Source organism: Pseudomonas sp. LBUM1672, from assembly GCF_059695655.1.
Genome location: NZ_CP166781.1, coordinates 177,935 through 191,444, shown reverse-complemented (window position 1 = coordinate 191,444; position 13,510 = coordinate 177,935). Strand labels below are relative to the sequence as shown.

The window sequence follows — 13,510 nt, the reverse complement described above, 5'->3', positions numbered from 1 at the left end:
CGTGCTGCTCCTTCAACTGAGAGGTTGCCTGGCAGTGGCGGCACTGCTTGCGGCGTGAGAGCAATAGTAGAGACGCGCAGATATTCTTAAAAAGACTATTTAAGAATGTTTATATAACCAAATAAAATTATTTGATGGGGCGTGGGTTTAGCGGATTTCCGGCTCGTGCGACCACTGCAACTGCTCGGCCGGAACCGGTCGCCCAAACCAGTAGCCCTGCCCCAGATCGCAATCCTGTTCGAGCAGGAAGCGGGCCTGCTCGACCTGCTCGATCCCCTCGGCATGCACCTGCATCCCCATGCTTTGCGCCAGCGCGATGATCACTCGCACGATCGCCACGTCATCCTCATCCCACGGCAAACCGGCGACAAAACCCTGATCGATCTTGAGCTTCTGCACCGGCAACCGCTTGAGCCGCAGCAGCGACGAATAGCCTGTGCCGAAATCATCGATGGCCAGCCGCACACCCAGCTCGCGCAGTCGATGCATCTGCTCCAACGCCACTTCCGGGTCTTCCATCACCGCGCTCTCTGTAACTTCCAGCTCCAGATACGCTGGATCGAGCCCGGTTTCGTGCAGCACTTTCGCCACTTGCTGAAAGAGCTCACGGCGAGCGAACAATCGAGAAGAGACGTTCACCGCGACAAACGACAACGCCACACCGGCCTGCTGCCACAAACACATTTGCTGACAAGCCTGGCGCATCACCCAGTTATCGACTTCTGCGATCAACCCGGTGCGTTCGGCGATGGGAATGAATTCTGCTGGCGGCACCAGCCCGCGCTTCGGATGCTCCCAGCGCACCAGCGCCTCGACGCCAACCAGGCGACGGCTCCTGAGGTCGTGAACCGGCTGGTAATAAACGCGCAGCTCCTGCTGCTCCAGCGCTCGGCGCAGCTCTACGGCAGTCTCGACCCGGTTCTGGGCATGGGCTGTCAGCTCTTCGGTATACAGGGCGTAGCCATCGCGGCCGGCGCTTTTGGCCTTGAACAGCGCCGAGTCAGCGTTACGCAATAGTTGTTCAGCGCTCAAGGCATCGCCGGGGAACAGGCTGATACCGATGCTGGTATTGATGAACAGTTGATGCCCGCCAATCAGGAACGGCTCTTTGAGTCCATCAATGATCCGCTGCGCCAGTGCCGCTGCCTGCATCAATTGCGGACAGCTTTCGGCGAGCACCGCGAACTCATCACCCCCCAGTCGCGCCAACGTGATCTCCGGGCCAAGCAAGGCCTGCAAACGCTCGGCCACGGCTTTGAGCAGTTCGTCGCCGACCCTGTGTCCGAGGCTGTCGTTGATCATCTTGAAATGATCCAGATCGACCATCAGCAATGCACAGCCACGCTTGTGGAGTTGCGCCGACGTCAATGCCTGTTCGGTACGGTCGGTGAACAGTAGGCGGTTAGGCAAATCCGTCAGCGGGTCGTGATGCGCCAGATGCTTGAGTTCATGTTCGGAGTTCTTGATTGCGCTGATATCGGAAAACACGGCGACGTAGTGACTGAGCTGGCCATGATCGTCGTGAATGATGCGGATCGTCTGCCATTGCGGGTAGATCTCACCGCTTTTGCGGCGGTTCCAGATTTCCCCGCTCCACTCACCGATGCTATTGAGTGTCGCGAACATCGCCTGGTAAAAATCCGCTGGGTGATGGCCCGACTTGAACAGACTTGGCCGCTGACCCAACACTTCCTCAAGCGAGTAACCGGTGATTTCCATGAACGCCCGGTTAACGTGGACGATCAACCCGTTGCTATCGGTGACCAGCACACCTTCACGGGTGCAATCGAATACCGCAGCCGCCTGACGCAAACGCTCGCGGTCGTCATGACGTTCACGCAATGTGGCGCCGATCCCAAGGCACCGGAGCAATCGCGCTCGGGCGATGAAGATCAGCCCGGCACTAAACGCGACCCAGACGTAACCGTTGATCAGTTGCCATCGCAGTAACTCAGCAGAGTCATCGAAGAAACTGTTCAATAAGTAACCGCTAAACTGCAGCCAGACCGCGGAAAGCACCAAGTAAAGTAGCGCTGCACGTAAGGCATCGCGATATGTGGCAGACATTCGACCGTCCATGTCCCTACAAAATGATTGGGATTATAGGATAAAGAAACATCCAGCCACTCTTATCTGAAAGGGTGACTGGTTTTATCTGTGGGCTTAGTGATAATGCAACGGCTGTTTTTTTATTTATCGAGGGCCCTATAGCCTATGTGGTACGAAGGTTTTCTCGGCTTGTCGCCCTGGTCACTGGTGGCAGTCACCCTGCTGATGACCCACGTCACGATCGTTGGCGTCACGGTCTATCTGCATCGTTATTCAGCCCATCGCTCGCTTGAGCTCAATGCTGGCCTGAAACATTTCTTCCGCTTCTGGCTGTGGCTGACCACGGCGCAGAACACCCGCGAGTGGACCGCTATCCACCGCAAGCATCACGCCAAGTGCGAAACCGTCGATGACCCGCACAGCCCGGTCATCAAGGGCCTGTCCACCGTTCTGCGCAAAGGTGCCGAGCTGTACCGCGCCGAAGCGGAAAACCCGGAGACCCTGCGCATCTACGGCAAGAACTGCCCGGAAGACTGGATCGAGCGCAATCTGTATAGCCGCTTCCCGATGCTGGGCGTGGGGATCATGGCGGTCATCGACCTGCTGCTGTTCGGCACCATCGGCATCACCATCTGGGCCATCCAGATGATGTGGATTCCGGTGTGGGCCGCCGGCGTGGTCAATGGCCTGGGCCATGCCATCGGTTACCGCAATTTCGAATGCCGCGACGCGGCGACCAATCTGGTGCCTTGGGGCATCCTGATCGGCGGCGAAGAACTGCATAACAACCATCATACCTACCCGAACTCGGCGAAATTGTCGGTGAAGAAGTGGGAATTCGACCTCGGTTGGGCCTGGATTCAGGTCTTCAGTTTCTTCCGTCTGGCCAAGGTCCAGCGGGTTGCGCCAATCGCCCACCGCGTCGAAGGCAAAGGCAGCCTGGACATGGACACCGCCATGGCGATCCTCAACAACCGCTTCCAGATCATGGCCCAGTACCGCAAATTGGTGATCGCGCCACTGGTCAAGCAAGAGCTGGAAAAGGTCGATCACTCGGTCCGTCACCAATTCCACCGGGCCAAACGTCTGCTTTCGCGGGAAACCAGCCTGCTGGACGAAAAACACCACGTGCGCATCCAGACCATGCTCGAGCACAGCCAGGCACTGAAGGTAATTTACGAAAAACGCCTGGCCTTGCAGCAGATCTGGGTCAAGACCAGCTCAAATGGTCACGACATGTTGGCCGCCATCAAGGATTGGGTTCACGAAGCCGAAGCCAGCGGGATTCAATCCCTGCGCGACTTCGCCGACCAGTTGAAGACCTACTCCCTGCGCCCTGCCGCCGTCTGACCCGGCGCCACAAGCTTGCCTCTGGAAAGGGGGCTTGCCTGTGGTGAGGGGATTTACCCCCGTTCGGTTGCGAAGCAACCGCAAAACCGGCGACGCGTTTCAACTGACTGAACGCGTCGCCTATACCGCCCGGCGGGAGCAAGCTCCCTCGCCACCAAGGGCGGGAACCAAACGCCAAATCCCCTATCTCAAAGACACTTCGCCACCCGGCGGGCTTTGCTGTAGCCGCTTTCGAAACTCGAGCGGCGTACGCCCTTTGAGATTCGTCCCGATGGTTCATAAAGACCCACAAGACTCATCCCTTCCTCAGTGGCCGGACGCTGCTCAAACCCTGATGGCACTCATGCATGCCCAGGGCGAAGTCGCACGTCTGAGCGAACGCGAACAGCTGTTCAGCTCCCTGCTGGTGAGCGTCAACGCGGTGCTTTGGGCATTCAATTGGGAAACCCGTCAGGTGCTCTACGTCAGCCCGGCCTATGAACGGATTTTTGGCCGTTCCGCCGGGCTGTTGCTGTCCGACTACAACGAGTGGCGCGACTGCATTTACCCCGATGATCTGGACTATGCCGAGCGCAGCCTGGCCGAAGTGCTGGTCAAAGGCGCCGTTGAAGACCGCGAATACCGCATCATCGCGGCCGACGGCCAAGTACGCTGGGTCAGCGACAAGTGCTTCATCAATCGCCAGGCCGAGCCGGGCCAACCGGTGATCATCGTCGGCATTGCCGAAGACATCACCGAAAAGAAACGAATGGAGGCTGAGCTGCAACGCCTGGCGACCACCGACGTGCTGACGCAAAGCAGCAATCGCCGACACTTCTTCGAATGCGCCCAGCGCGAGTTTGCCCTGGCGCGCAAGCAAGGCGCACCCATGGCGTTCCTGCTGCTGGACATCGATGACTTCAAAGTGGTTAACGACACCTACGGCCATCAAGCCGGCGACAACGTGCTGCAACGAATCGCCGAGAGCGGTCGTGCCGCGTTACGCCGGGGGGATTTGTTCGGAAGGATCGGTGGCGAGGAATTCGCTGCGGTGTTCCCGGGATGCGCACCCGACATGGCCATGCAAGTCGCCGAGCGCCTGCAACGGCAAATCCAGCAATTGAGCTTCAGCCATGATGACCAGACGTTCGGCATCACTGTCAGCCAGGGTTTGACCAGCCTGACGGAGGAGGATGATTCCCTCGACAGCGTGTTCGCCCGCGCGGATGCCGCGATGTATGAGGCCAAGCGCCAGGGCAAAAACCGCATCATTTCGGGCTGACCCAAAACCCAGATCCAACCCAAAACCCCTGTGGGGACGAGCCTTTGTGGTGAGGGGATTTATCCCCGTTGGGTCGCGCAGCGGCCCCAAAACCTGCGATACGGAGTATCAGATGCACCGAGTGCATTCGTTCTGCGACTGCTTCGCAGCCGAACGGGGATAAATCCCCTCACCACAAGGCCCGCTCCCACACTGGGTTATGCGTAGTGTTTATTTTTTGCGCAAACGCATCAATTCCGGCAAGCCAATCTTGAGCAACCGCGCTGTCCGGCTCTTGGCCAATGCCTCAACGCCCTCATGCTCGGTCAGGTGCGCCAGTTGCGCGGCCATGTTCATCACCAGCGCTTCGCGGGAGTAAACCCCACCACCGAGCTGGTAGGTCGCAGCAATCAGCTCTCGCAGCTCCAGCGGCAGCCGCCAGCGCGTCCGCAGCGAAGAACCGTAGGCTGCGCCGAACTCGGCCAAGGCATTGCCCACCTCCTCCCATTCATCCAGCTCGCCACCGGCCTGCTTCCATTCCTGCAAACACAGGAGCAACGCAAGGTCGCCAAGGCAATGCAGCATGCCCGCGCAATAACAGCGCTCCTGATCCAGGTCCAGCAAGCGCGCCAGCCTGCGAGCGTATTCGGCGGTGTGCAGTGACAAGTCCCAAAAACGCTCGGCATAGTCCGCCAGGAACGGATCGCTGAGCCGGGCACTTCGCTTGAGTGCCAACCCGAGGATCAGGTTCATGCTTTGCGCGGAGCCCAAGCGTTGCAGCGCCTGAGACAAGGTCTGGACCGCATCGCCAACATGCAGCGCCGCGCTGTTAGACGCCGCGATCAACACAGCAGTGATGTGCGGGTCGGTGCGGATTTCCTCTTCCAGCCGCACCAGGTCAAGTCCACGGGTATTCAGGCTGGCTTTGACCGCCACCTGCACATCGGCCATCAGCGGCGCACCCTCCGCCAGTTCACGACGGCGCTCCAGGTACACCGAAAGGGTCATGCCAGCCGCCAACGTCGGCATTTCACAATAAACCTCTTCACCAGCGTTCAGCAGCAGATCCTGCAGACGTTGGGTCAGGCTTTCCATGTTCAGGGGTTTGGTCAGGTACGCCGTGGGCGCCAGGGGCAAGGCTTCACGCACGCTGGCACTGTCGTTGCGACTGCTCATCAGAATGAAAGGCAGCGGCGGATTGCGTTTGCGCTGACGGACGTTGCGCAAGACGTTCAGGCCATCGATGCCAGGCAACGCCCAGTCCACGATCACCAGGTCGTAAGGATGTTCCGCCAACAGCTCCAGCGCCTGCGGGCCATCGGCACACAAATCCAGCCGTGCGTCGCAACGCACACTCAACAACACTTGCTTGAGCAGGTCCCGAGACCAAGGGTCAGCCTCGGCAATCAGCACACGGGGTACAGCGGGTAAAACCACAGCGGTCATCTACACACTCCCTTTGCGATGCTTGTACCTTAGTCAATGCTGGTCATTTGGAATGGTGCGAATTGTTTCGGGGACAAAAAAACCCGCCGAAGCGGGTTTTTTGTCGGTCAGCTCACACATTCATCTGAGCATCTTAGATCAGAGTTCCGAGAAGCACTCTTCGATGATCGCCAGACCTTTGTCCAATTGCTCATCCGGCGAAGTCAGCGGTACCAGGACGCGCAGAACGTTGCCGTAAGTGCCGCAAGACAGCAGGATCAGACCCTTGTCGCGAGCCTTGGCCACTACCGATGCCACCGCGGCAGCGTTCGGCTTGTGGCTGTCGCCGTCGACAAACAGCTCGACCGCGATCATCGCGCCCAGGGCACGGACTTCGCCGATCACCGGGTACTTGGCCTGAATGGCCTTGAGGCCAGTCACCAGACGCTCGCCGACTGCCTTGCAGCGATCCAGCAGGTGCTCTTCTTCGAACACTTCCATCACGGCCAGGGCCGCGGCGCAAGCGATCGGGCTACCGGCGTAGGTGCCGCCCAGGCCGCCTGGAGCAATGGCGTCCATGTATTCGGCCTTGCCGCACACACCGGCCAACGGGAAGCCGCCAGCGATGGATTTGGCGAAGGTGGTCAGGTCGGCAGCAACGCCCATCTGTTCCATGGCAAAGAAAGTACCGGTACGGCCAGCGCCAGTTTGTACTTCGTCAGCAATCAACAGAATGCCGTGCTGGTCGCACAGCGCGCGCAGACGCTTCATGAACTCTTTAGGCGCGACGTAGAAACCGCCTTCGCCCTGAACCGGCTCGATGATGATTGCAGCGATGTCACGCGGCTCGGCGTCGTTCTTGAAGATGCGTTCGATGCTGGCGATCGAATCGTCGATGCTCACACCGTGCAGTTCGTTCGGGTACAGCGCGCGGAAGATGCCGCCTGGCATCAGGCCCATGCCGGCCGAGTAAGGCACGACTTTACCGGTCAGGCCCAGGGTCATCATGGTGCGACCGTGGTAAGCGCCGGTGAACGCGATCACGCCGGCACGGCCAGTGGCGGCACGGGCGATTTTCACGGCGTTTTCTACCGCTTCGGAACCGGTGGTCACCAGCAGGGTCTTCTTGGCGAAATCACCCGGCACCTTGGCGTTGATTTTTTCGCACACTTCTACGTACGGCTCGTAGGCCAGCACCTGGAAGCAGGTGTGGGTCAGCTTGTTCAGCTGCTCGGTCACGGCGGCGATGATTTTCGGGTGCACGTGGCCGGTGTTCAGCACGGCGATACCGCCGGCGAAGTCGATGAACTCGCGACCTTCAACGTCGGTCACGGTGGCGTTCTTCGCGGACTCGGCGAAGATCGGGTGAATCTGGCCAACACCGCGTGGTACAGCGGCTTCGCGGCGTTTCATCAGGGATGCGTTAGTCTTGCTCATAAAGTCCTCATTCACCGCTCATCGGGCGGCGTGGCTCAAGGAAAATGCGGCGGGGAGGCAACTACGGCAGCATGCGATGATCGACTGCCACAGCTTTCCCGGCCACAGAGAAAATTCCGTTTGAAGCGCAGAAAGGGACAGCGCTCTCGTGCCCTTTCCGCTTGTTGCATTCCCGTCTACCGAGCTTAGATGCCCAGGCAGAGGTATTTGATTTCCAGGTAATCTTCGATGCCGTACTTGGAGCCTTCACGGCCCAGGCCCGACGCCTTGATGCCGCCAAACGGCGCGACTTCGTTGGAGATCAACCCGGTGTTGACGCCGACCATGCCGTATTCCAGGGCTTCCGCCACACGGAACACACGACCCAGGTCGCGGGCATAGAAGTACGAAGCCAGGCCGAACTCGGTGTCGTTGGACATCGCGATCACTTCGGCTTCGTCTTTAAAGCGGAACAGCGGCGCCAATGGACCAAAGGTTTCTTCCTTGGCCACGGCAGCGTTTTTCGGCACGTTGGTCAGAATGGTCGGCTCGAAGAAGTTGCCTTCCATGACCTTGCCACCCGCCAGAACGGTCGCGCCTTTGCTGATCGCGTCAGCAATGTGCTCTTGAACCTTGGCCACGGCTTTTTCGTCAATCAGCGGGCCCGTGGTGGTGCCTTCTTCCAGACCGTTGCCGATCTTGAGTTTGGCCACAGCCACTTTCAGCTTCTCGGCGAACGCGTCGTAGACCGAATCCTGAATGTACAGACGGTTGGCGCAGACGCAGGTCTGGCCGTTGTTGCGGTATTTGGAAATGATCGCGCCTTCGACGGCCTTATCCAGGTCCGCGTCATCGAACACGATGAACGGCGCGTTGCCGCCCAGTTCCAGGGACACTTTCTTGATGTCCTTGGCACATTCAGCCATCAGCTGACGACCGATTTCGGTCGAGCCAGTGAAGGACAACTTACGCACGATCGGGTTGCTGGTCAGCTCGCTGCCGATGTCGCCGGCGCTGCCGGTCACAACGCTGAACACGCCGGCAGGAATGCCGGCACGCTGGGCCAGTTCAGCCAACGCGAATGCGGAGAAAGGGGTTTGCGAAGCAGGCTTGAGCACCATGGTGCAACCGGCGGCCAGGGCCGGGCCGGCTTTTCGGGTGATCATCGCGGCCGGGAAGTTCCACGGGGTGATGGCTGCGGTCACGCCGATTGGCTGCTTGATCACGATCAAGCGCTTGTCTGGCTGGTGGCCCGGAATCACGTCACCGTAGATGCGCTTGGCTTCTTCGGCGAACCACTCGATAAAGGAAGCGGCGTAAACGATTTCGCCCTTGGCTTCGGCCAATGGCTTGCCCTGTTCCAGGGTCATCAGGCGAGCGAGGTCGTCCTGGTTTTCGATGATCAGTTCGAACCAGCGACGCAGCTTGTTCGCACGGTCCTTGGCGGTCAGTGCACGCCAGGCCGGCAGCGCTTTGTCAGCGGCTTCGATCGCACGGCGGGTTTCGGCAGCGCCCATTTTCGGCACCGTGCCCAGAATTTCGCCCGTTGCCGGGTTGTTGACCTTGATCGTCAGACCATTGTCCGCATCAACCCAAGCGCCATCGATAAAGGCTTGCTGGCGGAACAACTGGGTGTCTTTAAGCTGCATGTCGGCTTTCCTTAACAGCACCGCGGCCAGCGCGGAGCGAATTATGATTGTAGAAAGGCGCCTTGTAGGCTGCCGTCAGGGAAATCATTCACCGGGCTGAAGCACATAAATAGCGCACTGTTCGAAACTCGTGCGGTTCAGCACCCAGACAAGAGCGTTTGAAATCTCAAACGAATCCTAGGATCAAAGGGGGTAAAGGACAATAGCCTGTTCGAAAAAAAGAACGAAAACGCCGCATTTGTCTAATTTTTCTGATCAACGTAGCAAACGGTTGTTACGGTTGCGAAAACCGCAGTCGATTCAGCAGCATGGACGCCCGCAGTGCATATGAGTATCATGGCGCCCGCTTGCACCAGTAGCTCAGCTGGATAGAGTACTGCCCTCCGAAGGCAGGGGTCGTGGGTTCGAATCCCGCCTGGTGCACCATAATAGTAGAAACGAGAAAGCCTCAGGCCTTAGGGTCTGGGGCTTTTTTGTGGGAACCAAAAAACCGCCTAAGCGGTTTTTTCATTCAGTCGTCCAATCAAACTCGTCGTACTCATCATCCTCTTCGTCCTCAACCTCTTCATCATCAAGGACGTCTTCCTCCAGCGCCTCTTCTGCCTGCTTCGCCAGAAGAAACTCCTTACGACTCTCCGTCACTGCTCGCCGCAATTCCTCGCCCTTTTCCGGGCAGTTGAGCATTTGGGCGATGCGGTCGATTTTTTTTGCCACGGCATCCTCCAACGCATCGGCTATAGGCCGATAGTGCGCGCTTTCGGGTGTCGATGCCAAATGGCCGACCGCTTTGCGCCTCAGTTTTTCTGCAAATTCTTCAGTCGGGCGGCGAGGTTTTCCTTGGGAAAGCGTTTGTGCAAGGTCGCCATCAGCTCATCAGCCGCTTTGGTTTGACCGGCATTTTGCAGGCGGATCACTTCACGTAACTGGTCGTCGATAAACTTCGCCGGAGCCGCGGCCGGGCGTTTGCTGACCTTTGCTTCTTCAGCCATGTCAGCGCTGATCGATTCACTCTGCGCGGGCGCAGCCAACTCGGCCATTGGTGCTGCAGGCGCAGGCGCGGACATCGCGCCGGCCGGGGCCGCCATTGAGCGGGCAACCGATTCAGGTGCTTCTGCAGCTTCTTTCTTAGCCACAAAAGACGAAGTCTTGGGCGCCGGGGTGGAATCGAACGTTGGCACTTGCTCGGGCGCACGCTGCACCAGCGCCAACATCAGTGCCACACCAACGAGACTGGCGAATGCGACCTGCCAACGAGGTTTCTGGCAAGCCAGGACCCAGCGCTGCCACAGGTTCGGTTTCGGCGCGGGCGCTTCACGGTGTGCGGTGGCCAGAATGAATGCATCCAGATGAGCCGGCGGCTCGCCAGTCGCATGTTCACGAAAATGCTTCACCACATCGTCTTCCGGTGTTTTTCGGGCGTCAGTCATGTCAGTACCTCCTCGGCCAGCAGCCGACGCAGTTTTTGCTGGGCGTAGCGCAAGCGACTCTTGACGGTTTCCAGGGGTGTTTCGGTGAGGTGGGCGATCTGCGGCAGGTCGAGATCGCCGTGGGCGCGGAGCAGGAAGACTTCGCGCTGGTCGGCGGGCAGGTTTTGCAACGCGGCTTCGAGGCGCTGGCCGTCGCGGCTCAGGCTCAGCAGTTGCTCCGGATCGGTCGCCTCATCCATCACGGCGTGGATCTGCTCGTCATAGCTGTCATGCAACGGGTTGTGAATGCCATGTTTGCGCCAGTGGTCGATCAGTCGATTGCGAGCAATCTGAAAGAGCCACGTACGAAAATTCGCCCGACCTTGTGGCTGACTGGTGCTGCGGATCAGGCTCAGCCAGGTGTCCTGGTAAACCTCTTCGGCCAGTTCGGGTTTGCCGCTCAAACCGAAGAGGAATCGGTAGAGGCCATGGCGATGACGGGCGTACAAGATCTCGAACGCTGGCCCGTCGCCTGCGCGATACCGGGCCAGCAGCGATTCGTCGCTCGGTTCAGGCGCGGACATGTCAGTTATAAGCTCCTTTATTCGGGTCTGTGTTGGAGGCGGTGGTGGTTCGCAGGCTCTGTGCCAACTCCACCAACTGCACGAACTCTGCGCGCAGACCGAATCGGTCCTCGCCCCGTGCACCGCGCGCCAAGGCCTCGGTGTCCTTCAAGCTGAAATCACCGGTATATCGCCCGTCCTTGAGTTGCTGGGAAAACGCTGCGACAGCCGCCGCAAAGCGCAGGTCATCACTGGCCTTGCCGACCGAATCACCCGCGATCGGCCGCTCGATCAAGCGACTTTTCCCACCTTCCGGCAGTTGATAACGCACACGCAGCATCGCCAATTCCCCGGTGGTACCGGAAGCCGCCGACTCAGCCTTGCCGTACCGCAACGGTTCCAGCCAGCCCTTCTCGCCCTTCGGCACAATTTCGTACAACGCCGTCACCGTGTGTCCTGCGCCGATTTCTCCGGCATCGACTTTGTCATTGCTGAAATCCTCACGCTTCAACGCTCGATTCTCATACCCCAACAGCCGGTATTCGCTGACCTGCGCCGGGTTGAACTCCACTTGCAGCTTCACGTTCTTCGCCACCACCGCGAGGGTCGAACCGAGCTGATCCACCAGCACCTTACGCGCCTCGCGCAGGTTGTCGATGTAGGCGTAGTTGCCATCGCCAGCGTCGGCCAGTTGTTCCATCAGGTGTTCATTGTAGTTATCCACACCAAAACCCAACGAGGTCAGGGACACGCCGGTCTTGCGTTTATCCACAGCCATTTGCTTGAGGCTGTCGAAGTCGCTGATGCCGACATTGAAGTCGCCGTCCGTGGCCAGAAGGATGCGGTTGATGCCTTTGGCGATGAAAGCCTGTTGCGCCATCTGATAAGCCAGTTCGATGCCCGAGGCCCCCGCCGTCGAGCCCCCAGCGGTCAATTGGTCGATCGCGGTACGAATCTTCGCTTTCTCGCGTCCGGAAGTGGGCTCCAGTACGACACGCGATTCGCCGGCATAAACCACCAGCGAAACGCGATCCTGCTCGCGCAGTTGATCGACCAGCAATTTCAGGGTGCTTTTGACCAGCGGCAAACCTTCGCGACGGTCCATCGAGCCGGAGACGTCCACCAGAAACACCAGGTTGGCCGGGGCCAGTTCCGCGACCGCACGGTCCGAGGCCTTGATGCCGATGCGCAGCAAACGGGTATGCGGATTCCACGGCGACGGCGCCAGTTCGGTGGTTACGCCGAAAGGCGAGCCATCGGTGGGCAACGCGTAATCGTAGGGAAAGTAATTGACCATTTCCTCCAGTCGCACCGCGCCTTCGGGCGGCAGGCGTCCCTGGTTCAGCAAGCGGCGGACATTGGCGTAAGCGCCGGTATCGACGTCGGCGCTGAAGGTCGAAACCGGCGTCTCGGCCACGCTGTGAATCGGGTTATCCGCCAATACCTGATATTGCTCGCGCTGCTCATCCCGATAAGCCTGCGGGTAGGCCTCACCCGCCGGCATCGGCGCATAGCCAGCAATGGGGGCCGGACGAACGCTGCGTTTGGCCATCGACGCATCCGCCGCCACGGATTCGTTGCGCACCAGCGCCTCAGTCTTCATTGCACCTTGAGCCGGTGGCGACACAACAGCGGACTCAGGTTTAGAGGAAACGCCGCAACCGGCAACGGCCAACAGCAGCCCGACGGTGAAACCCTGGGCGGCCGGGCGGAGGAAATGCAGAGGGAGGGACATGGGGGCTGACCTCAGGAGGAAATTGATCCATTCATCCTCTGAGACGAGCCCCCGTTCAGGTTCGGGTTAACACTGCTGAAAAAAATTTCAGCGGTGATAACGCCGCACCACGCTGCTGTTGCGCAGCACATGACCTTTGATTTTTTCCATCAGCTGCGCTCGGGTCAGGCCGGCAGGCAACGCGTCCGGCGCCAAATCGAGGGCATAGAGCTGGATGATGTAGTGGTGCGAGCTGTCGCCGACGGGCGGGCAAGGACCGATATAGCCGGTGGTGCCTTTGCTGTTGTTGCCGCCCACACCTTCGAGCGCGGATTTGGCGCCCACGCCGGCCGGAATCTGGCGGGTTGTGGCTTTGATGCCGTAGTGAATCCAGTGATCGACGCCCAGGCCTTTCTGACCGTCCGGGTCGTGCATGACGATGGCGTAGCTCAAGGTGCCAGGTGGGCCGGCGTTCCAGCTGAGGGCCGGAGACTGGTTCTTGCCGCCGCAGCCGCTGGCGTCGCTGGCCGCTGCCGAGGTGAACAATCGGTTATCCGAAACACCGGGAATGCTGACGGTGAAGCGTTCCTGGGCCTGCGCTGGAAACTGCACGCAGAGGGCGACTGCAACGGCCGCCAGCCAAGGGTTCAGAGAGGTCAATCGGGTCATTCCGGAGCACCTTGTGCGGATGGGGCCTT

General features: G+C 59.4%; 11 protein-coding genes and 1 tRNA gene. 3 read left to right on the top strand and 9 right to left on the bottom strand.

What is annotated here, in order from left to right; all coding sequences use genetic code 11:
• Window positions 1–147: 147 nt before the first annotated feature.
• A complete protein-coding gene (dibA, locus tag ACA053_RS00855) occupies window positions 148–2,067 on the bottom strand; it encodes a phosphodiesterase DibA (RefSeq protein ID WP_497394341.1) in 1,920 nt (639 codons plus the stop codon).
• Between the two features lie 147 nt (window positions 2,068–2,214).
• Here dibA and desA point away from each other — a divergent pair, with 147 nt between their 5' ends.
• Entirely contained in the window at window positions 2,215–3,399 is a 1,185-nt protein-coding gene (gene desA / locus ACA053_RS00850; protein WP_109627240.1) for a delta-9 fatty acid desaturase DesA, read from the top strand.
• Between the two features lie 271 nt (window positions 3,400–3,670).
• The gene (locus tag ACA053_RS00845) at window positions 3,671–4,660 is read left to right on the top strand and encodes a GGDEF domain-containing protein (RefSeq protein WP_497394340.1); all 990 of its coding nucleotides are present in this window, start codon (window positions 3,671–3,673) and stop codon (window positions 4,658–4,660) included.
• A 210-nt stretch (window positions 4,661–4,870) separates the two neighbouring features.
• On the opposite strand, the gene ACA053_RS00840 is transcribed toward ACA053_RS00845, so the two are convergent.
• The 3 genes from ACA053_RS00840 to gabD all read right to left on the bottom strand — a co-directional run bounded on the left by ACA053_RS00840 (window position 4,871) and on the right by gabD (window position 9,129).
• On the bottom strand, window positions 4,871–6,085 hold the full coding sequence (locus ACA053_RS00840; RefSeq protein ID WP_497394339.1) for an HDOD domain-containing protein: 1,215 nt from the start codon (window positions 6,083–6,085) through the stop codon (window positions 4,871–4,873).
• Window positions 6,086–6,223: 138 nt separating this feature from the next.
• On the bottom strand, window positions 6,224–7,501 hold the full coding sequence (gabT, locus tag ACA053_RS00835) for a 4-aminobutyrate--2-oxoglutarate transaminase (RefSeq protein WP_497394338.1): 1,278 nt from the start codon (window positions 7,499–7,501) through the stop codon (window positions 6,224–6,226).
• Window positions 7,502–7,686: 185 nt separating this feature from the next.
• A complete protein-coding gene (gene gabD, locus ACA053_RS00830; protein WP_010464868.1) occupies window positions 7,687–9,129 on the bottom strand; it encodes an NADP-dependent succinate-semialdehyde dehydrogenase in 1,443 nt (480 codons plus the stop codon).
• Window positions 9,130–9,478: 349 nt separating this feature from the next.
• Here gabD and ACA053_RS00825 point away from each other — a divergent pair.
• Window positions 9,479–9,555 (top strand) — tRNA-Arg (locus ACA053_RS00825).
• 81 nt (window positions 9,556–9,636) lie between these two features.
• On the opposite strand, the gene ACA053_RS00820 is transcribed toward ACA053_RS00825, so the two are convergent.
• From ACA053_RS00820 to ACA053_RS00800, 5 genes are all read right to left on the bottom strand, one after another.
• Window positions 9,637–9,903, bottom strand: a complete 267-nt coding sequence (locus ACA053_RS00820) for a hypothetical protein (RefSeq protein WP_497314862.1) — start codon at window positions 9,901–9,903, stop codon at window positions 9,637–9,639.
• Between the two features lie 20 nt (window positions 9,904–9,923).
• On the bottom strand, window positions 9,924–10,556 hold the full coding sequence (locus ACA053_RS00815; RefSeq protein ID WP_497314860.1) for a hypothetical protein: 633 nt from the start codon (window positions 10,554–10,556) through the stop codon (window positions 9,924–9,926).
• Window positions 10,553–11,119 (bottom strand): RNA polymerase sigma factor, encoded by a 567-nt coding sequence (locus ACA053_RS00810; RefSeq protein ID WP_497394337.1) that lies wholly within the window; start codon window positions 11,117–11,119, stop codon window positions 10,553–10,555. The genes ACA053_RS00815 and ACA053_RS00810 overlap by 4 nt, the downstream gene beginning before the upstream one ends.
• A gap of 1 nt (window position 11,120) precedes the next feature.
• The gene (locus ACA053_RS00805; protein WP_497394336.1) at window positions 11,121–12,833 is read right to left on the bottom strand and encodes a vWA domain-containing protein; all 1,713 of its coding nucleotides are present in this window, start codon (window positions 12,831–12,833) and stop codon (window positions 11,121–11,123) included.
• Between the two features lie 87 nt (window positions 12,834–12,920).
• On the bottom strand, window positions 12,921–13,481 hold the full coding sequence (locus ACA053_RS00800) for a YbhB/YbcL family Raf kinase inhibitor-like protein (protein WP_497314854.1): 561 nt from the start codon (window positions 13,479–13,481) through the stop codon (window positions 12,921–12,923).
• Between the last annotated feature and the right edge of the window lie 29 nt (window positions 13,482–13,510).